This is a genomic window from Nocardioides zhouii (assembly GCF_004137345.1).
GTDB lineage: Bacteria > Actinomycetota > Actinomycetes > Propionibacteriales > Nocardioidaceae > Nocardioides > Nocardioides zhouii.
The window spans coordinates 1-22,142 of sequence record NZ_SDWV01000037.1 but is presented as its reverse complement, the minus strand read 5'-3'; the positions used below and the strand labels follow the sequence as shown (position 1 = coordinate 22,142).

Genomic DNA, 22,142 nt, shown 5'->3' with positions numbered 1-22,142 from the left:
AGTGGTCTTTCGAGGCGGCGTCGTCTTGGCCGCGATCATGCTCTGGCTGGCATGACTTCAGAGACACGCCCTAGTCGAGCGTCGGCCGCGACGTCGCTGCGAGAGACGCTCCCGCAAACTAGACGAGCTCGTCACCCGATGGTGGCAGAGCGTCGCTCATGTCGACTTCATCCCCTTCGGCGGACTCCAGCCCCCGCGTGCCATGGACGGCCATCCACGTCACGAGCCGGACCTCGTGCTTCTCGATGTCGGGCAATGGATCGCGCTGGGGCGGCGCAGTGATGCCCGCCTCGTCGAGAACGTTCTTTACGAGCTGGATGCGCTGCTCGTCGGTGGCGCCTTGGTTGAGCGCACCGCGCACCTGTCGGGAAACCTTGGCGGTGGGAACGCTCCGTAGCCGCCCTGCCAGCTCGATGCGCTCGTCCTTGTCCAGGAACGTGCCGCGCTGGAGCACGAGCGCGTATGCGTCCCTGAACGACAGCGGCAGGTCGGGCTGGAACGCATTTGGGTCGGTCAGCTCCTTCCACGCGCCGTAGACGTTGTCGCGTGCGACCTCCCAGGCGTCGAACGCCCGGTCGTAGACCTCATCAGGCAGCCACCGGTCCGCCGTCGCGTTCTGAGGGTCCGCAACCCTGAGGGCGATGAGCGTGTCACCGGAGACGAGAGCTTGGCCGTCCTCGGCGAAACGGGGGGACCATTCGTCATCCACCGGCACGTAACGGAACCACGGCTTCGGGCTGCTACCGATCTTCACGCAGAACACGTACCCGTTGCCGTTCACGATCGGATTGACGAATCCGCTGCCTGACCCGTGGGGGAGGCTGAGGACGTCGGACTTGAGGATCGGCTCCATGTTGAAAGCACCGAAGAGACGGCGGCGGTACTCCTCACCGGAGAGGGAGGCACTGGAGCCGCCGGCCTCGAGCAGCTTCTCGAACTCGTCGACCACTCGATCGTCAGCCAGGTTGACCTCATGGCCCGGACCTCGCCCCGGGAGGACCTCGCCGGCGCCGACCGCTGCGTCGGCCAATGCCAGCTTCGACTCCAGCCGAGCTTCCAACTGCAGCAGCTCGTCCAGTCGCTCTGCCGGAAAGAAGAGCCCGAGATGGACGTAGTCATGCTTGGAACCAATGCGGTCCACGCGACCATGCCGCTGAACGATGCGCATAGGGTTCCACGGCAGGTCGTAGTTGATCATCTGACCGGCCTGCTGGAGGTTCACGCCCTCAGCGAGCACGTCGGTCGTGAAGAGGATGTCGAACTCGTCCTTGGCGGTCGGCTCGCCTGCGGCGTTCCGGGGGCCGGCTGTCTGGGGCGCGAATCCTGCGATGGTGGACGCTCGTCCGCCTTGGTCGACACCACCACTCGCGCCGCGTTCGTGGACCTTGGCGTAGGAGCCCATCACCGGCGGAGCGACACGGCCCTTGAAGTCGTTCAGCGGCGAGCCTGCCGGAGCGGTTTCGATCGCGTCGAGCACGGCTTCGTGGATCGGAATGACCGTGTCCGTGAAAGCTGAGAACACAATCACCTTGCGGCGGTCGGCGCGGGAAAGCCCCCGTGGGTCGACTCGCCGCGCCTCACTGGCGATCTCGGAAAGCTCCGCGATGAGCATCTGCACCTTGGGCTCGATCCCTTGGACGACCGCAGCAGCGAGGTCTCGAAGCTCCCGAAGGAGGGCGATATCTGACACGACATCCGCCTGGAGCTCGGTCAGGTGGTAGCCGTCGACCGATTCGACCAATTGGTCGGCGTCCAGCTCAGCCACGAACTCGTCGAGGTCGTCGGAGTCAGAGGAAGCCCAGTCGCTCAGCGCTTCGCCCTTGAGGACATATCCCTTCCCGAGGGCACCGAGGAAGGCCTCGTGGGAGGAGATCATCTTTTCCAACGATGCATGCAGGGCTTGCGGGCTTGACTCCAGTCGCTTCAGAAGGCCAGACCGAAGAAGCCCGGCGTTGCTGATCTGGTATTCCTGCAAGTCGTGGTCGACCGTGTACATGCTCGAGAGGTATCGCGCGAGCATGAGCCTCTTGGGGTCTCGGCTTCTGTCTTCCCACGCCCGCGGCGTGTGCGGATCCGTCGGATCGTCCAAGGCGTGGACCATCGCGTCAATGAGCGCGAGACCATCGTGATCGAGGGTGTACTCGATGCGACGAACCTTCGGTTGCGGGAACTTGATCGTCGTGGGCTTCCCGTCCGGCCCGAAGATGATCTCGTTGGTGTAATGCTCCTTTACGAACTTGCGCGTACGCCGCACGGCGACCTGATCCATCAGGTCGAACAAGTGCTCCGGAGTGAGGTTCGCCGGATCGATTGCCTGCGCGTGCTTGATGTATTCGCGGATGCTCGGAATGCCCAGGGCTGCGAATCGCGCGTCATCCCGGATGAAGTACTTGATCAGCGTCTCGAGGTCGACCAAGGAGTTGTTGACCGGCGTCGCCGTGAGCAGGACAACCTTCTTCGGCCCCCCCGCCGTGATCACCCGGTCGACCGCACCCGACCGCTGAGCTCCGGAGTTGCGCAGGTTGTGAGCCTCGTCGATCACGACCAACGAGTAGTCCTCGACCTCCCGCAGGAAGGTGTCGATCGAGCCCTTGTCGGGGTCGAGCCTGTTGCGGACCTCCTCGTAGGAATAGACCGTGACCCATCGGCTGAAGTCGTGGGTCACAAGGAACGGCTCCCACATCGCTGTTTTCAGCGCCGCCGGCGCAACGATGAGGACGCGCTGTCGGTTGACGTTGGCCGTGCGATAGATGACCTCGCCAGCAAGGTAGGTCTTGCCCAGACCAACCTCGTCGGCGACCAGGACGCCGCCGTGCTCGTCAAGGAGTCGCTCCATTCGGGCGACACCGTCGGCTTGGAAGCGCGTGAGATTGAGGCCGGTGCGGACATTGGGGTCCTCGTCGGCGTCCAAGTGCTCGCCGTACAGCTCCCAGAGCATTCGGAGGTAGACCGCCCAGGGCGTGTGCGGGTCCCACAAACGCCCGTACAGTCCGGCGAGGTCGTACGAGTCGCTCAGCTCCCAGAAGTGCTCGAACCACTCGCGCACCTTGCCGGCTGAGCTCGTGCCCCCACCAGTACCGAGGTTCAACTCAGCGTTGTGCGCCAGGCCGGCGTACGTCATGTTGGACGAACCCGCGATGGCAGCCTGGGCAGCGCCATCTTCGACGAGGTACGTCTTGCCGTGAAGGAAGCCGCCGGCGTAGCGACGAACCTCGACCATGGCCTCTCCTCTCGGGTCGACGCTCTGCAGCCACTCGACCATGCGCTTCGCATCCGCGGTGGGCGTTCGGGCGAAGCCCATCGTGTCGCGCTCGGCTTCAAGCCACGCCTGGTGATGCTGGATTGCTGCATCGCGTCGCTTGTCCTGGTCCGAGTCACCCGAAGTGATCGCCCGAACAGAGTCCTCTTCCGGCTCAGCACCGAGCAGTAAGCGAACCCGCGGAGCTGTCTCCAACTCGTCAGCCAGCAGCGCGAAGCCAGCCGGATTGACGTATGCCGTGGCGATGGCGATCGGTGGAGCGGTCACCTTGTTCTGACGAAGGAGCATGAACAGCTCGTTCACCTTATCGGCGACGGTCGTCGTCGCATCACTCTCCGCGTGGTTGGTCGCGAAGTCTGGAAGCTGGGTCATGCCTGGCCTTTCCACTGTCGGTAATGCGTCAGGACGGCATCCAGGCGGGCCTCGTAGCTCATGCCACGGTGGAAAGTCGCGAAGACGTGCTCCACTTGATCCTCGTTGAGGCCGTAGAGCAGGCTCACGAGGGCATCCAGTTCGGCGGTGAGGTCTTCCTTCTCAGCTGGGGTCTTGACCGATCCCACTGAGACACCCACCTCGGCGGCCCAATCGGCGTATCGGTCGTCGACAGCGGCGAGGCGGCCGGCTGCTGTAACTAGTCTCGATCCGAGCGGAGTGGTCAGATCAACGTCTGGGACGGGACTCGGATTCAGCAGTTCAAACGACAACTTCATCTCGACCCAGCGACGCATGTACCAGTCGAACGGGATGCTGGACATGATCCCGAGCAGTGCGGCCACCTGAATCGGTCCGCCCTGTCGTTGCACAACGACAGGTGCCTTTTCCATCGCTGCAGTGCCAGCCGGAATCAGACATGGAATGACCGTCCGCGAGTCCGTCGCGCGAGTCATATCCCTGAAGGTGATGCGAGCGGCATCGAGCGGCAGGACCCCTGTGGGAAACGCGAGTCCGTTGTAGGCAGATCGCGCCAAGCGGGCGGATCGAGATAGCTTCGTCGCCAGATACGGACGCAACACGTCAGGCCTGCCGTACGCCTTCGGTGCGTTTGCGTCGGGCTTCCAGATATTGAACGACGCCCCGGTTACCACTGGAATCCGGCCCTTTGGTTCTTTGACGTCAAACTCAAGAACGCGTCGCTCACTGGTTGCGTTCAGATCCCCTTGTAGCGGGCGAAACTCCCAGTCGACGCGAGGCGCATCAAAGCGTGGGCTCTTCTTCATCTGACGAAACACTTCAGCGGATGTGACGTCGGGAATGAGCGGGAAAGCGGCAGTACCGGACCAAGTGATGAACTCGCTGACTGGCACGGTCGCCAGCTCGTCACCCCGCAGAAGAAGATCCCTTTCATTGTGGAACGGCCCAGCGAAGCTGACGTTCCCGTGCGCTCCTTTAGTAATTACGGCGAGGGCGACGGTGTAGCTGTTGTGAACATTGCTGAAGATCCACCCGCCTGTATTGACGAGCAAGACAACGTTTTCAAAGGTGCCGTCTTGGAAGATCGTCCTTCGCCACTGCGCGAGCCCAGAGCCAGCGAGTGCTCCACGAGGAAGAACGATTGAGGCGCGACCGCCGGTCCGCAGAAGCTGCCAGTTTCGCCAACCGAAGGCCGAGAACAGATCGAGGTGGGCAGCGCCGATGCCCGGAAAGGGTCCGGCAGCGACCGCTTCTGCCATCTGCTTCACCGTCGCAACCTCAGACTCGTACGCCTCCTCTAGATCTGGGCGCGACGCGCGGAAGGCCATGAGTGCTTGTTCACGCTCCAGCTGACGCATGGAGCGCAGGCCAGGCATTCGAAGTCCCCACCACTGATGCTCTTCCACGTGGAGCTTCTCCCAAGGAGGGTTGCCCAAGAGGACATCGAAGCCAGGCTCATCTCGAAGGAAGACTTCGGGAAAGAGATACGGCATGTGCGCTGGGATGAGCCGATCAGCCGTAGCGGTCACTTCAGGTCGGGAGATCAAGTGCCGAAGTGAGTCCCCGTCGAAAATGACTCCGACGTCAACCGCACCGATTCGCGCCGCGACCGCGGCGTCGAGGATCTGCTTGGCAGTCTCCGCCGCGTTGCGCGCGCGGCTCAGAAGCCGCGCGCCTTCTTCGACCTCTGCCTTGTTCGCCTCACCGGCGTTGGCGACGTCGATGAGTAACGTCTTTGAGGAAGCCAGCTGATCGGTGAGAATCTCGTCGAACAGACTGATCTCCCCAGGAGTGCGTCCTGGCTGAAGCGCGTCGAGGGCCTCCTCGATCGTGCCGATCCCGGTGAGACTGTTGGCATTGACTAGTCCGTGGTCGAGGTTGCTCATGGGCAGGCCTGGCACAAAGGTGTGAATCCACAGCGCCAGGCGGGCGAGCTCGACTGCCATCGGGTTGATGTCGAGGCCGTAGATGCACCGCCGAGCCACCTGACGGCGCAGCAAGCCCACCTCGTCGACCTCGCTCTTGGCCACGTCGTCCGTGCCTAGAGCATCACGTGCTACGGCGGCGAGACGAAGCAGCTCTTCGGTCACGCCGGGCACCGAGTGCTCAGTGAGGAACGTACGCATGAGTGCTTCGATCTTGTCTACCGCGGCCACCAGGAAGTGGCCTGACCCCATAGCGAGGTCGGCGACTCTGAAGTCGAAGAACTCACGTGCCGCCGAGGAGGCATCCCCCTTGTCGAGGTAACCCCCGATCTTCTTCAGGTGGGCGGAGAGAGCCGGGACGATGGACCGCTCGATGAGGTGGTCGACGACGACTTTCGGCGTGAAGTACGAGCCAGTTGCCTTGCGCTCACCAGACGCCGTATGGAAGTACACCGAGCCCGAAGCGGCCAAGACTTCGTCGCCCTCCTTAGCCGGCACCCAGGCACCAGCGTTGTCGACGGTCAGGTCTTCCGCCGCCAGCGAGAGGGAGCTCTCCAATAGACCTTCGTAGATGGTGCCAAACTCCCGCACACTCAACGACCGGAAGTCCACCGGACCGAGGACACCGTCGCTGCTCGTGTCGATCAGCAGGCTCCGCAGCGCGGGACCGAGCACACTGTCGGGAAGGCCGATTTGCTGGATCAGTGCCCCTTCCGGTGACCGTTCGGCATCGGTCGCGAAGAGGCCACCGTTGTAGCAGGGGATCTGCCACTGCGGATTGCCTTGGTCGATCGCGTTCCAGACCTGGACCATGTCCAGCCACAGCGTCGTCGAGTCGCCGAACTTGTCGGTGTCGGAGTCAAGCAGCCGCCGCGCATTCGTCTTGAGACTGTTCGCGTCGAATCCCTCGTTGCGTCCGGACGGCAGGAGGCCGCGGTCCTCGGCGTACGCCTGAAAAAGCAGACGGAACAGGATGCGGAGAGTTACGCGGTAGGCCAACGAGAGCCCGTCCGCGTCGAGCGAAACCCCCGCGTGCTTCGCAAGGCGCCGGGCGACTTCGACAGCAACCGGCGGGACGATCTCTTCATAGATCCGCTCACGCAGACGCGCGCCAAGTTCGGTGGCGTACCGAGCGCTGTCGCGGAGCAGTTCATCGGCTGTGCCGTCGGCGGAGAGCGCGTCGGCCGAGAAGATCAGTGGCAGCAGTGCTGCGTACTCCGAATCGACGGTCGAGAGGTCAACCTCAAAGAACGTTTCGGCCTGCCCCTTTGAGCCAACGCCAATGCCGTCGCGGCCCGGGTACAGCCTGATTTGGTCTTTACGCAGAACGACCAGCCACGGGACGTCTTGCCGCGAGGCGACCGCGAGGCCGAAGGCAACCGGAGAAAGCTGAAAGCGGGGGGTCTTCGCGTCGAACTGCTCGGAGTCGTCCAGCAGGACCGCAACCGCGCGCGGCTGATGGCCACGGATGGACAGCAGCATCGTGCCGTTCGGGCCGGCCTGGGTTCCGAACCCAAGCGCTTCGACAAGCTGCTTGCCACGCTTGTTGAGAAGCGGCTCAGCCGTGGAGGCCAGCGCGTCCCAGTCGGAGCGCTTCGGCACGTTGCTCGTGATGTGGTGCGATGCGAAGAGACCGCTGTTGGTGAAGCCTGGAACCCCCGTCGCGTCGTTCGCCTTGCGGAAGCCGGCAAAGCGCTCGGTCGCGGCCAACACATCAGGCTCGGACAGGACGGACTGGAGTTGGCGCTCCGCCTGACCCAAGGGCAGCTCAAAGGGGTTGGCCTGCGGGTCCGGCCCCATGAGCGTGGCCGTGCCGTGGTGCACGACGGCAACCACGAGTTGGACCTGCGTCTTTCCCTTTCTAGCCAGGAAGAGTTCCCGCATCGTCTGTCGCGTCGGCTTGACGTCTGAGGTCGCCAAGGCGACCTGGAACCCGCCCAAGCCGTGCGGATCAGGACCCAGGAAGACGCCATTGAAGGAAACGTCGACTTGCGGCTTGACGCCGCTCCAAGCAACCGTCTTCTCTGCCTTCAGCTGCATTCCATATCCCCACGCTCAGTTCGACGGCCCCTCGTTGCGAGCCGTCGGAGGCCGGTGTTGACCTTAACTTTCGCATCATCGTGCAGGGGGCCTTCCGACAAACCGGCCCCTGCGGGTCTTGAGGGTGGAATGCTGCGGAGCATCACAGTGCGCCGCACGTCGGTCTAAGGTGCTCGGTGAAAGCAACGTGCGCAGACGGGGTGAATCTAGGCATGGGTCTCGGACAGCGAGAGATTTTCGCGACCGTTGAGCAGGCGTTAGTGGAGTTCGGGGCGGATGTCTGGATTACTGACTCCGACGCGCTGCCGCCGGTGGTGGCAAACCACCCCCGGTGTGGACTCATTGCTATCGACGCCGCCGGCCGTTTCACAGACTCTGAGGCGACGGTTGCGTTGAACCGCAAGGTGGCGACGCTGCGATCTTCCGTGCCGGAGTTGGCGCGCACACAGGTAGTGCGGCATCTCGTGGACGCTGCGCACCTCGCGGACCTATCCGATGGATCGTGGCTGGACGACCTACCGGATCGCGTTCACCACCCAGAGGCCACCCAGGCTCTGGCAACGTACTTCGGCCCCAGGGTCACGATCGAAGTACCCGTACGAGCGCCGATGCGAGACGCCGGGGCGACAGGCCGCGCAGCACATCGAATCCGTCTCGACGGCCAACAGGCCGAGGCTGCCCTCCGGGACGTCGACGGCATCCTTGCGATCACGGGTCCGCCAGGGAGTGGCAAGACTCTTGTCCTGTGTGCACGTGCCAACCGGTTGGCCGAGCAGCACCCTGATTGGGACATCCGTGTGCTCTGCTACAACCGGATGCTGGCTCCCTACCTCAAGAGACTCACCTCGGCGCATCCGAATATTCGCGTCAACACCGTCGGCACCTTCTCAGCCTCGCTAGGCGTGCGAATGTCGCTCAACGACCCGGACCGTGCGTGGCGGGACCTTGACGCGGCCGTGCGGAGGGGTCTTGTCCCGGCAATCGACGCCGTGCTCATCGACGAGTGGCAGGACTTCTACCCGGCTTGGACCGCTTTGGCAGAGCGTGTCCTGCGACCGGGGCGAGGTGGGATGGTTGTGGCAGGTGACCCCAAACAAGCGCTCTACCACGACCTCGGCATGGACAAGCCGGCCTCGATTCCTCTGGAGACCCTCACCCTGACGCGGCCTTATCGCTCAACCCGTCAGATCCTCGATGTCACCTCAGCGCTCGGCAAGCAACTAGACGTTGAGGGCCGCGATCACGCCTTCGAGGGCGAGCCGGTCGACCTCGTGTGGGCGACCACCAGTGCCGACCAAGCAGCCTCAGTCGCCCGTGACGTGGTGCTGCTCCTCCAGAGCGGCGCTCGGCTGCCCCAAGACATCGGGGTCTTGGTGACCCGCAAGTGGGCCATGGGTGGCGTTGCCCGTGCGCTCGATGAGGCTGACGTGCCATGCCACGTGGTGTATCCCAGCCAGGCTGAGGACCTCGATCTGACGGAACCAAAAGTCAAGATCCTCACCGTGCACTCCGCCAAAGGGCTTGAGTTCGATGTCGTCTTCCTCGTTGGACTCGAGCAGCTCCCCGACCCCGACGGCACCAACGACGTCGACCGGCAGGGGCGCACCGGATACGTCGGCGCCACTCGCGCCCGGGACCAACTCGTGCTCAGCTACTCCAAGGACAACGCCTACCTCGAGCGCATTCGGGCCCTGCCCGAAGCCACACTGCGCCGCTGGGTTTGGCCCGACGACTATCCGGAGGCGTAGCAAGTGGCTGACCTGAGGGTGAAGGACGAGTGGGTCGGGCCCGGTGAGAAGAAGACCGCCGAGCATCTGCGCGACACCCTGCCCGACGACTGGGTGATCTTCGCCGGACGCAAGCTCGCCGGCGAGAACCGCGACGACGTGGACCTGATCGTCGTAGGTCACGGCAAGATCTTCGTGTTGGACGAAAAGTCCTGGGGCCCTCGGCTCGTCGTGGACGACAGCTATTGGTATGTCAACGGCCGGGCGAGGCAGAACCCGATCGGTCGCGTGGGTCAACTCTCGCGCAAGCTCGCGACCAAGCTGAAAGACCACGCGAAGGGCTACAAGCAGGTCCCCGGCAAGCGGGTCGTGCCCGGGATCGTGCTCAGCCACGACAACCTCCAGATCCTGAGTGGCCTCAACCACGACATCAGCGAGCACGTCTGGCAGCTGTCGGCGGCTGGGGCGGAAATGCTGAAGGTGGACAAGGCCGAAACGCCGCTCGGTCACGCTCGCAAGGCAGTCATCGCCTACCTCGATGACCTTCCAGCGGGCGGCAAGATCCAGATGCTCGGTGACTACCGAGTGGACAACCGGATGGCCGTCCCTGGCAAAGAACAGGCCTACGAGGCTGTCGATTCTTCCGACCGTCCCGTCGTGCTCAAGTGCTATCCAGTGGACGCGCTGGAGGAGCTCGGTGACCCAACCGAGTTTCTGCGACGCGAAACCAAGGCGCTCAACAAGCTCGCTGAATCCGGCCGAGCCTGGCAAGCACTTCCGTTCTTTCGCGACGAGGCCTACGGCCTCTTCGTGGTTCCTGTCGTCAGGCCTTTCAACGCGCGGAGCCTGGCCAAGAGTCTGAAGGACCTTGACCCGGAGCGCCCCGCAGGTCGACTGCCCGACGACATCGCACGCAACCTGGTTGTTGACGCCTACACCGCGCTCGCCGAAGTCCACGCCGAGGGACTCGTCCACCGCGCCCTGGATCCCGGACGGATCTGGCTGGGGCGCGCGCTGAGGGTCATGTTCAGCGACTTCCACCTGGCCCGCATCGACAACGCGCAGACGATCGTTGCGTGGGAACCCGACGAAGACAGTGGCAATGACTACCGGGCTCCGGAGTGCGCGGTGAGCCTGGCTACGGCGACACCCAGGTCGGACGTGTTCAGCCTTTCGATGTGTCTCATCGAGTGGCTGCTGGGGGAGCCTGCTCCCGAGCTGACGATCGAGCAGATGCAAGCGAAGTTGCTTGATTCCTACCCTTGGGCGGCTCCGATGGCAGTCGCGCTGGAGGATGCCGGATCACGGCCCAGTGCCGAGGAGTTGACGCTTAGTCTCACGCCGAAACCCAAGTCTCTGACGGAGGCCCACAGCACGGCAACCAACGAATTCACCCCGGGTGGTGTTGTGGGCGACCGCTACCGCATTGAAGAAAAACTGGGCGAGGGCGGCTTTGCCGTCACGTGGAAGGTCTTCGACACGTGGCCCGGACACCACAAGGTGCTCAAGCAGTTCAAGGTGGCGATGCCTGAGACGCTCCGAGAGGAGTATCAGGCGGCCAACCAGCTCAACCATGATTGCTGTGGTCGCGTCTACGACATCCAGATCGACAAGACCCCGCCTTACCTGGTGCAGGAGTACGTGGAGGGCCAGAGTCTCGACGTAGTGGGGATCGACCGCTCGCTGAAGGAGCTCCGTCAGATCGCCGAGCATGTCCTCACGGCCCTTGCCTACATCCACGGCAAGGACCTTCTGCACGGCGATGTCACACCGGCCAATATCGTGGCGGCCAACGACGGCAGCGGGATTGCCAAGCTCATTGACTTCGGCCTCGCGACACCCCATGGACAACGACCGCAGGGCTGGACGCCCAAGTTCGCCGCACCCGAGGTGCTTGACGGGAAGCCGGCAAAGTCCTCAAGCGACCTCTTCGGCTTCGCCGCGAGTCTCGCCTTCGCCATGCTCGGGCGACCCATCACCCGAGTCACAGACGGCCGGGTCCAGATCGTCCCACTCACTCCAGACGACCGCCAGGTGTGGGGAGACGAAGGAGAGGCCTTCCTGCAGGCGCTGCTGAAGGGCGTACAGCTCAACCCGGCCGATCGACCCGCGAGCGCTACGGAGTTCTTGAACCTCGTTCGTGCCGCTCGCCCCGCGCCTCCACCCGCACCCCACATCACTCCCGGCCCTTCCATCGAACTCACGGAAGTGCACAACGACGGCGTGACGTATATCCGGCGTCTCTATCGCGGGAGCGTTGCCGGCAACGGCGGTAACCGCGGGCTTGACGATCCGTTCGCTGTGGACACCTACGTGCCCACGGCGCTTGACACCCAGCTCCTTCCCCGGGTGCTGGCCGGCGAGCTCGACGTCGTCCTCCTGAGCGGCAACCCTGGCGACGGAAAGACCGCGGTCCTCGTCAAGCTTGGCGAGCAGCTAAGCACGGCTGGCGCCACCATTGAGCACGAGGACGAAGCGGGTTGGCGGATGCGGCTCGGCGACCGGCTCTTCACGGCCGTCTACGACGCCAGCGAGTCGCATGGCGACCTCAGCTCCGACCAATTGGTGAGCGCCGCGCTCGACGCAGTGATTGAAAGTGGTCGAGGCACAGCTCTGATCGCCGTCAACGACGGCCGGCTACTGCAGTTCTTTGATGACCACGGCGGCAAGTACGAGACCTGGGGTTTCGACGTCAAGGACCAAGTCAATGGCAAGGAGACGCCAGGGTCGCGGCTGGCGGTTGTCGACCTCAAGCGTCGCTCGCTCGCCAGCGAGGACGGCCACGATGGGCCCGCCCTCAACGCACTCGCGAGCATGGTCAACCACCCTCACTGGGAGGATTGCAGCGGCTGCGTGGCCCAATACGACTGCCCCATTCTGGCCAACCGAGACACTCTGAACGGTCAGGGCGCTCAGGTCTTCGATGAGCTCGTCCGCATCAGCCACCTCAGGCGGCGCCGACGAGCCACCTTCCGAGACGTCCGCTCCGCAATCGCGTGGTTGATCACTGGCGACCGGTCGTGCGCCGACATTCACCAGTGGCGCTCGTCCAACCTCAGCGCGATGCAGCTCGAGGGGGCATTGATCTCGGAGCTGGCCTTCTCCACCGAATCGAGCGACTACCTCGTGGCCGAATGGTCAGAGCTGGATCCGGCTCAGGTAGCCGCTCCCGGAGTCGACCGTCTCTTCCGCACTCAGGGCGCCGCCTCGCAACACCCGGTTTACAAGGGCGTCGACGCTGTCGCTCGCGGCCTCTACTTCGAGTTGGTCAGCGATGAGGCAGGGCAAACCGATCGCACCAGCGTCATGAGCTATCGGTATCTCGAAGAGTTCACGTCCATGCTGAGGAATGAAGATCCAGAACGTACCCGGGCCCGTTTGCTTCTTGGCATGAGCCGCCTGGTGGGAGCGTTTGGGTACACCGACAACGGGCTGGCCATGAGCAGCGGCATGCCTCGCGCCGCGTGGGCGATCCTGCACACGGTGCCCGCCTCCGAGTTCACGGTGTCGATCGACGACGCCCGATCGCCGTACGTCGAAACGATCGCCGATCAGCTGACCCTCACCCATGTGTCGAACCCAAGCATCACTCTTAGCCTCGACACCGCCGAGATCATCCTGCGGGCGGCGGACGGCGAGCTCGTGAACGACCTTGCTACCGACGCAATCCTTGAGGAGATCGAAGCTTTCGTGAGTCAGCTAGCGCGCCGCCCCTCGATGGAGGCCCGGATCGTCAACTCGTCCGGCTCAGTCGCCGTCGCACGCATCGACGGCACGCAGATCGTCTTGGAGGACGCATGAACTTCTCGATCCCAAAGGCAATGAAGGACCTGAACTCTCTGCAGACCGAGGTCGTGCTCCCGGTTGAGCTCAACGACCTCGACGTCGACCGCATGCTCACCCGCATCCTCGAAATGGCGGTAAAGCGGGGCCGAACGGCTGGTTCGAAGACGGACATGGGGGCGTACACGAACTACCTCGACACGTTGCTCGGACATTCCGAACTCATCGGCTTCGAGGGAGACCGCGGGCGTGACGTGCTCGACGGCTGGGTCCGATCGTCGATTCTCGTGGAAGAACGAGCGGGCCTCAAGCGCGACAGGGTGGTAATGGGGTACCTGCGTCCCTTGACAATTGCGAGCTACCGCAGCGGGCTACCCAAGAACAGTTCACGCAACCGTAAAGCCGACGACCTTCTTTACCGGTCCGTCTCGCGTGTGATTGAAAGCCGCGGCTCGAGCAATCCGACCAAGGAGATCGACGAGCTCTTCAAGGCGACATTTGGCTCTGGCGTCGACGTGGGGGTAGCTCCGTGGGCCGATCCTCGCTACGACGAGGCCGAGACTGTCGATATCGACACTCTGCTTGCCCTCCGGTTTCTGGAAGGCTTCACGGCCAGTCAGAAGAACGGTAGGGAGCGCGCTAAGGCTGACCCCCCGGTGCCGTTGGCAGTCGACCCGCTCGGTCGCGATGTGGTCGCGCTGCTTGAGCTCTACGGTCCGAAGATGACCGTGGGTGAGGCCTACGCCCACCTGAGCGCCCTCATCTCACTCCGCCTTCTCCAGTTGCCCCTCATCAGCGCCCGCACGGTGCGAGCTCTATTGGACAACGAGCCACCCCCTGCGGATGGCAATCCCTGCGAGATGTACGTCGACTTCGTTCGGCGAAAGGGCGGCGGGTCCGACGAGCTGACCGCGCAGTGCGTGTTGCGCGATCTCGAGATCATGCGGAATCTCTTTCGAGACCGATTGCTGATCCGCTCGCTCGGTGACGCCGCAGGTTCGATGGAGACTGCACCCGCTTTCGATGGATCGGCCGAGGAGAACCTCCAAGCCATCGTGGACCTTAAGGACAACCCCGAGATCGCCACGATCCTGCGCATCAAGCTCAAGCAGATCGAGGACGAGCTCGAAGCCGGAAGCGACGAGCAGCTTTTCGTCCGCGAAGTCCGTCTCAGCGAGGGCCTCACCGGCACGGAGAAGTTCATCCAGGTGCTCGTCGAGGGCCTCCGCAAACGCGGCCTCGAGAATCAAGTCAAGTGGTTCTGGAGTACGGGGGGAATCACCAAGTCCTACGGCCTTCTTTCGGGAACGCAGCGCTACCGCCCCTCTTGGCGCTATGCGCCTTCTGACGAGGCGTTGACAACCTTGCTGTGCCTCTGTTTCGTGGAGCCTGGTGGCGACAGAACGCTCAGCGAGCTCCCCATCCATGACCTGCTCAAACGTTTGCATGACCGCTTTGGCATCCTCATCGACCACCCACCGACTGACTTCGATTCCGCTAGCGCTCGAGCTGGAGCCGCCGAGAATCTCTCCGCGTTCACACAGCGGCTCAAACTGCTCGGTTGCTTCCGCGGTCTCTCCGACGACTTCAACGCTCAATTCGTGACTCGTCCCCGGGCGGCCGTGCGATGACTGCGACTACGAAGAACCTCCTCCACGACGTCCTTGTCAACCATTTGGCGAAGGTCATGGAGGGCGCCGAACCCGGGCACTGCGTCCGCATTGACGACGTAGCCCCAGGCCTGGGTCCCACCCTTGTCGACGCCTTGCGCCAACGCCTGCCGGGCGTCGCGGTCAATATCCTTCGGGCAGATCCTGCGGGCGACATCGAGATTCCCCCACAGAAGGCCATCGAACTGCGCAACCGGAAGCTGCAGGCGTGTCTCTTGCTTGTGCCCGCCGGTGAAGGGCACGCGGCCAGCTCGCTCGACAACTCGTTCAAGCGGATCCCGATGCTTGACCTGTTCTCCCGGGCCGACCTCAGTCTCGTCAGTGATCTGACCAATCAGGTGCTGCTTGAGGCAGTCCGACGTCTGCGTCGCAGCGTGGCACGAGCTGATCGCGAAGCCTGGGCCGAGTTCATGGCAGCGATCGTGGAAGATCCTACGGAACAAGCATTCGGCGAGAACCTCTGGAGAATTGGGCTCATACCGGATCTTGGCCCCGAGCCCCTGTCACGTCTAGGGCTCAATGTGGAGGCGGCACATGCGATCAGCCGGCCGAGTCGACCAGCGGCGACGATCGACGATCGGCTCTCAGCAGCGAACATGAAAATCGGGGCATGGCGAGTGCCCTTGCGGGACTTCCTCGACCAACGCGGCTCCCGCCTGTCGAACGCAAGACTGTGGGCGCATGACATCGCCACCACTTACCGCCACCTGTCATTCGAACATTGGCCGGCGGCCGACCGTCCGGAGAACGCCCTCGAAAAGCTCGAGGTCGACCCCTTTACCAACCCCGACGGAACACTGATCAAGGCATCGAAGTTGGATCTGGGCGCCGACGGTCAACTGATCCTTACCGTGCCCGAGGACGGCGCCGCTCCAGTCGTCGTCACGTGGAAGACCGACCCGATCAACGTCGCAGACGTTGCCAAGTGGCGCCTCGAGGTCGCGCGTCCCGCTGATCAGCGCCGGGACGACGACGAACCACTGGTGAGCATGACGGCGCCTGGCACGCGCAAACGCGCCACGGTCAAGGTCTCGATCACCGAGGATGACCTTGCCGAAGGAGCCCGCTTCGTTGTCGTGCTCACGGCCTTGGGGGCCAACGGCGAAGAGGTCGACCTCACTTCAGGCGAGCCAGCGGTCGCCGAGAGCGAGGAGTTCCAGATTGCCGTTGGCGACGCCCCCGAATCGAAGGCCCGGCGCACGGCGGCGCCCAGCCTTCCGGAGGCCGTGGTGCGGGCGGCGCTCGACGGACTCGATGACCTCACAGAGGACCTCGTGACCTGGGACCTGGCCGGCCAAGTGTTTGGGCTGCGCCTTGGAAACCGGCGGGCCGTCCAGGTGAGAGTCAACGAGCTCATCATCCGTCTGCAGCGGCAAGCAACGGCCGATCCTATGCGTCCCACCTGTCACTCCGCCCAAGGCTCCTACGGAACCCCCCTCGAATGGGATGGCGCGGGCACTCTCGACGTCAACCTGCCGGCGGCCGTCAAGAAGGCACGGAGCGACTTCCTCAAGCAGCTTGCGGCCGGCGGGCCGCGCGACACGATCGAGTCAGCACGCTGGACCGATGAGCTGCGTGAGGCTGCGAAGTCCTACGCGGCGTCGTTCCGGCGCGCCATCGACAGTGCCGAGGATGAGTCGCTGCGCGACCTTCTCCTTGTCGACACGCTCAGTCTGAGCGTGCAGCGGAGTAATCACTCGATCGACGCTGTGGTTCTCCTGCCGATCCATCCACTGCGAGTGATGTGGGTCGCGACGTTTGACGAACTTGTGCGCGGGTGGGCCGACGAGCTCACTGACGTCACCCCACGTAGCGCTCGACCCTCGATGTTGAGTGCTGAGATGGTGGGGCAGGTCGTACCCGCCAACCTTCCCTTCAGCGTGCTGCACCACGGCGGGAAAGAGGCCGTCTACGCCGAAGAGCTGACCTATGGGTCCGGCCTCTACATCGTCCCGGGACCCGTCGACAGTGATGCCGCTGCTGAGAGCATCTGCTCGGTCTTGGATCTCGATCGCGCCACGTCCACGATGCGCGCCTCATCCCGCCTCGTTGCCCAGCGAATCCGTGCCTACGAGCGCGCGCACGACCCGGGCGCGGCGCTGCGGTTGCTCACGGTGAATCCAGGCTCGGGCGAACTGCTCGCAGGCGCTCTTTCGTCGCTGTCTCGACCCGCCGAGCTCGACGACGAGGAATCGTCCGAAGTTCTCAGCATGGGGCCCAGACGCAGTGAGGTGATCGCCTATACCGATAGCTGGTCGTATGTCAGCCCAGTGCCCAGGCTCCTAGCTCTGCAAGCAGACCTGCGACATCGTGAAAGTGTCGCCTCCTCGACGCATCTGGCGCCTCCGCTCTCGCTGAGCGTGCGCAATGCCGAGTCGCTCATGGAGGACTCCAGCGAAGCCCACATGGCCCTCCTGCAGGACCCGGGTGTCGCCAGTCTGGGCCTGGGCACGAGCCCGGAGCGCAAGCCCTCCTTCCGCGACATGCTCGTGCCATTGGTAACCACAAGTCGGGAAGAGAACGGCGACCTGGTGTGGGAAAGCGTCCCGTGCCTTGGTGGCGGATCTGGCGACTCCGAACTCGTGTCACTCCACCGTGCCCACCAGCGGGCGCTGGCTCGCCGTAGCGGGGGAAGCCCCGACTCGGTGCCCGCTGTCCACGTGACCCTCGACGGGGATGCCCAGGCGCGCATCCGGGCAGCTCATCAGCGTGCGGATTGGGTGATCGGAATTGACAAGTTCGTCGGAGTGAACCTGTTTGAGTCCGGGCTAAGCGATCCGTTCATCCTCGACTACGCGCCGGACTTCGTGGAGGGCATCGGCGATCGGCTGACGGTGACGACAACGCACCGAAGCGAGGTCGAGTTCCTACTCGCTGGCGCCATGTCCGAGCTCGGCCTCGACGAGGTAGAGAGCAGTGTCGGATCGGTGCTACAGACGCTCGCCGTCGTGTCGGGCCGATTGGCACTTCGACTCCTCGAGAACACGACTCAAGCCCGGGAAGCCGTTTCGCTGGCGGCGTTGGTAGGTCACCTGACAGCTCGTGGCGAGCTCGCAAACACCATCGTCGTACCCGTCGACGCGCACCCGGAGATCTTCGGTCACGGAGCACACGACGAGGGGGTGGCCCGCCGATGTGACCTGCTACTGGTCCGGCTGAGTCAGAGGTCGTTCAAGATCGAGTGCGTCGAGGTCAAGTCGCGCAAGGAGGCCCACATCGCGCAGACCCTTGCCGACACCATCATCGAGCAGCTCCAGGTTACGAAGCAGGTGCTGGAGTCACGCTTTTTCTCCGACCCGCCGAGGATCGACGCGGAGCTTCAGATGGCGCGTCTGACCAGCTTGCTCCACTACTACGCCGACCGAGCTGCGACACACAAGTTGATCGACCCTACGAAGCTCAACGAGATTCACCGCTACATCGATCGCGTAGAAGAAAAGGGTGAGCGTGCCGAGATCTCGATGACGGGGTGGGTCATCAGCCTCGACGGCGCTCAAGGGTTCAAGAAGCAGTACGGCGAGATCCCATTGCGTGTCCTCACCGCACAGGACCTCGGCCAGATCGGCCTTTCGACTCGTGCCCGGCTCGACCCACTGCCGGAGTCACTCACGCCGGTCACGCCGGTCACGCCGAAGAGTGAGCCTGAGCCGCTGCCCTTACCGCCGGTGCTCGACCCCGAGGACCCGGAGGAGGGGGATCGGGCCGAGGAAAAGGGGCAGCCTGTGACCGAGGAGGCCGAGGGTGAGGTCGAGAAGGAAGCGCATCCGTCCGACGTGCACGACGCTGATGATCTGAGCTCGGCCTCAGAGAAGCCGCCGACCAATTCGGTCAGTGAGCCCGCAACGCCCACGCCCGTGGTGCCCCCGGAGGACCCCGAGGAGTCCGTCGCGACCACCACCAAGGAGGTTGTCGTCACCTTGGGTGATGATCCGGGTGGATCTCCGGTGCATTGGCGGGTGAGTACCAAGGGAAGCCCGCATGCGTTTGTGATCGGCATCCCCGGTCAGGGCAAGTCGGTGACCACCCGCAAGGTTATTCGCGACTTCGAGCAGCAGGGGCTGCCGTCCCTGGTCTTCGATTTCCATGGCGACATGGCAGCCGATCCGCCTGCGGGCGCGGTGGTCCTCGATGCGGCCCTCGGCCTGCCGTTCAGCCCGTTCGAGCCGGACGTCGAAAGCAACCGGCCAATCAACAGCACGGCCTGGGAGATCGCCGAGATCATCGCCTACGTTGCGAAGCTCGGTGAGATCCAGCGAACTCACGTGTACGGCGCGCTGAAGAAGGTGTACGCCGACACCGGGTGGGCGGGCAGCACTCGAGGGGACCGCCTCCCGACGATGCCCGAGTTCGCCACCGCCTTGGAGGAGGTCGAGAAGGGGGCGGCCGGCAAGAACGCTGCCGCGCGACTACTCACGTTCACCGACTTCGGACTGTTCCGCGAGGACGCTACGGGCGGCTTTGAGCTGCGTACTGATCCACCCCAGGGCTGGATCATCGACCTCAGTCATCTCATGGAGGAGGTGCAGCGGTTCGCCGCCTCGTTCATCCTGCGGCGCGTGTATCGAGAGATGTTCGCCTGGCCTCAAGACAGCACGATGAAGCTCGCCGTCGTGCTGGACGAGGCGCACCGCATGGCCCGGGACGTCACGCTGCCGAAGCTTATGAAGGAGGGGCGCAAGTACGGAGTGGGCGTGATCGTCGCAAGCCAGAGTGCTGACGACTTCCACAAGGATGTGCTCGGGAACGCCGGCACCAAGATCGTCTTCCGTACCAACTTCCCGGCCTCCAAGGAGGTAGCCAAGCTGTTGCGTGGTCGAAACGGTGTGGACCTCAGCCAGCACATCGAGAAGCTGGACGTCGGCGTTGCCTACGTCTCTACTCCTGATGCCGTGCAGGCGCAGAAGGTGTACATGGCGCGGGAGTAGCTACTGCGTTCACGTGTAGCTCTCCATCAAGCCGAATCCGGCTGCAACCGTTCCTGCTGGACACGGGGGCATGACGGGTTCGACTGCAACTGTGCAGCGTGCACCGGCTTTGATCGGGCTAGTCGTCGTCAGCCCAGGGGTCCGGGTACGTCGTGGTTGTGACGGGTGCCGGGGACGGCGGGCGCGCGGCTGGGTACCCGATCGGTGTGGGCGCAGGGAACGTGGCCGCGACGGGGTCAGGGACGCGAGACCACGGGAACCCTTCCGGCACCTGCAGCGGAGTAGTGACGTCGAGATAGGCGGCGATTCGGCGCCCGTGGGAGCGGGAGTCGATGAGCCACGCAATGGTGAGTGCGTCGAGGTCGGTGTCAACTGGCCTGTCCAGCAGGGCGACGATCTTGCGCAGGATGGCGCGCGCCTTGTGTGCGCTGCAGTGGGGCTGAGCCGCCAGCACTAGGTGGATCTTCAGGTTGTGGAGCGGGCGGCCCGAGCCGTCGGCGGCGCAAGCAGCTTCGACCAGGTCGTAGAAAGTCTTGTCGCCGTCGGTGATGTCGGCGAACCAGCGCTGTTGGACCTGGCGAGCTTCGCGGGCGGCGAGGGTTCCGAGGCGCAGGATGGCGTGCGGATCGGGCATGGGGACTCCACTGGGATCGGGGCTTTGCTTTCACCATGCGCCAAAGGTTCAGCGGCACGGTCCGATCGACGCATCGGCTCACTGCCCAACTCGGGCCTGGCGCGTATGGGGCGCTGGGGGCTGTGACATTCGATGCCGGCACGGCAGGCTGAGCCGGTTGTCCCTAGCGATTGTCTCCCGGTCTCCTCGTGCGGGCCGGGGGTGCCGACTTGTTCCAATGTCGGGGAGCAGTGAGAGGGGCTTGGAGACGACACGGGTTGCTGAGTGGTGACGAGTAGGGGCGCGGAGTTGTCGGGATGATTCGTCTAGTGGATCTCTTAGAAGCGCAGGGTGTTTAGGAGTGGTGGTGGGCGCTGCTTGTGACGGGTAGGGAAGGAGACGAGCGCCTATGGCCGAGCGGAGCGAGGCCTCTTAGGTATGGCATCCGGTCAAGGCGTGGTCACCCTTGGGCGTGCCTTGGCGCATGGTGAATGTGCATGAGCCCGTCGCCGCCACCCCCCGACCCGTTTGCCGACACGGCACCCATGCCTGTGTTCACGAGCCGCACGAACAGCGGCCTGTCGGCCGTAGGTCGTGAAGACCCGATGCATGAGACGCCGTGGTGTGGGGGTTCGGCTGCGACATGGATTCGCCGCACGAAGGCCGACGTCGAGCACGAAAGGTCCCGCACGGCGTACCCGCCCGGCACGATCCGAGACAAAGATGAAGCGCGGGACCTGGTCGCTGACCACGCAGCCACGTCGGCGGCGGCGATCGGGGCGCTCGCGGTCCACGCGACCCTCAGCGTTGAACAGATCGCCGCGTTCGTCGGGATCGAGGCAGCCGATCTCATCGCGAGCGGCCTCCTCCAGGCCTTGTGGAGCATGGGCGCCGCGAAGTTTGGCCACGTCACCAGCACCTGGGATCGCTGCTGGGAGCGAACACTGTGGACGATCGATGACAAGGAAGTCATCGCGACCCACGTCCTCCCGCTGCTCTCCCGCGCGGAGGAACTGGCCATGACCGCGGGCCAAGACATCCACGTCAGTCAGGGCCACGACCGCCACGCACTACTCGCCGCCGAGCTCGCGCTGCGCATCGCCGAGTACACGTCGGTCGGCACAGTGCTCGGTGAGCGCCTGTCGGATCTGACGAGCCTGTTCGGCAATCACACGACGCGGCGCGGGGACCTCATCGCCGTGCGCGCTGACGGGCTCCGGATCGTGCTCGAGGTCGTCGCTCATGACAACCAGAAGTTCGGCGAGAAGGTGGACTTCTGGGCCGAACAACTCGCAACGCCGGGCCGTGGGCATGGCATGACCATGGTGGTCTTCGTCGTTGCGGCCGACCCCAAGGGCGACGCCTCTCGTGCTCGAGGGCTGACTGGTCGCGTGTCGGCAGCCATCGTGAAGGCGCGCGTGAAGCACGGCGCCGACTGGCGGGGCCACGACCGGATGGGGATGGTGTCGTGGAGCGACTGGTTCCCCGCCGCTGGTGAGATGTCCCAGGCGTTCTCATCCCTCCTCGTCCGGTTCCCAGAGTCGCGGCCGACCTACGCCTCGGTCCTCGATGCCGAGGTCGTGCCCTGCGCCCACCCGCGCGATCGCGAGTACGTCGCCGTCATCGAGAACGCGTCACTCTTGGCACAGACGCCCGCGTGGCTGCGATCACGCGACCGTGCCCCGCTGCTGCTGCGTCGGATGGGACAACCACAACTAGGGCGTGTCTCTGAAGTCATGCCAGCCAGAGCATGATCGCGGCCAAGACGACGCCGCCTCGAAAGACCACT

The 22,142-nt window shown here is 64.1% G+C and carries 8 protein-coding genes; 5 read left to right on the top strand and 3 right to left on the bottom strand.

The genetic code is table 11. From position 1 onward, the window contains the following. Positions 1-118: 118 nt before the first annotated feature. Both EUA94_RS21820 and EUA94_RS21815 read right to left on the bottom strand, forming a co-directional pair. Positions 119-3,631, bottom strand: coding sequence for a helicase-related protein (locus EUA94_RS21820; protein ID WP_129429029.1), 3,513 nt, complete (start codon positions 3,629-3,631; stop codon positions 119-121). Then, complete coding sequence (locus EUA94_RS21815) at positions 3,628-7,635, bottom strand: Eco57I restriction-modification methylase domain-containing protein (protein WP_129429028.1); 4,008 nt, start codon at positions 7,633-7,635, stop codon at positions 3,628-3,630. Before EUA94_RS21815 ends, EUA94_RS21820 begins: the two co-directional genes overlap by 4 nt. 212 nt (positions 7,636-7,847) lie before the next feature. On the opposite strand from EUA94_RS21815, the gene EUA94_RS21810 reads away from it, so the two are divergent. From EUA94_RS21810 to EUA94_RS21795, 4 genes are read left to right on the top strand one after another with little or no spacing between them, the layout of a single operon-like run. Continuing rightward, complete coding sequence (locus EUA94_RS21810; RefSeq protein WP_129429027.1) at positions 7,848-9,383, top strand: 3'-5' exonuclease; 1,536 nt, start codon at positions 7,848-7,850, stop codon at positions 9,381-9,383. A gap of 3 nt (positions 9,384-9,386) precedes the next feature. Next, positions 9,387-13,163, top strand: a complete 3,777-nt coding sequence (locus EUA94_RS21805) for a protein kinase domain-containing protein (protein WP_129429026.1) — start codon at positions 9,387-9,389, stop codon at positions 13,161-13,163. Beyond that, positions 13,160-14,776, top strand: a complete 1,617-nt coding sequence (gene mads7, locus EUA94_RS21800) for a methylation-associated defense system protein MAD7 (protein ID WP_129429025.1) — start codon at positions 13,160-13,162, stop codon at positions 14,774-14,776. The genes EUA94_RS21805 and mads7 overlap by 4 nt, the downstream gene beginning before the upstream one ends. Further along, positions 14,773-19,740, top strand: coding sequence for an ATP-binding protein (locus tag EUA94_RS21795; RefSeq protein ID WP_129429024.1), 4,968 nt, complete (start codon positions 14,773-14,775; stop codon positions 19,738-19,740). Before mads7 ends, EUA94_RS21795 begins: the two co-directional genes overlap by 4 nt. A gap of 118 nt (positions 19,741-19,858) precedes the next feature. On the opposite strand, the gene EUA94_RS21790 is transcribed toward EUA94_RS21795, so the two are convergent. Next, entirely contained in the window at positions 19,859-20,374 is a 516-nt protein-coding gene (locus EUA94_RS21790; RefSeq protein ID WP_129429023.1) for a hypothetical protein, read from the bottom strand. Between the two features lie 524 nt (positions 20,375-20,898). On the opposite strand from EUA94_RS21790, the gene EUA94_RS21785 reads away from it, so the two are divergent. Beyond that, positions 20,899-22,107, top strand: a complete 1,209-nt coding sequence (locus EUA94_RS21785) for a hypothetical protein (protein WP_129429022.1) — start codon at positions 20,899-20,901, stop codon at positions 22,105-22,107. The last annotated feature ends 35 nt before the right edge of the window (positions 22,108-22,142 follow it).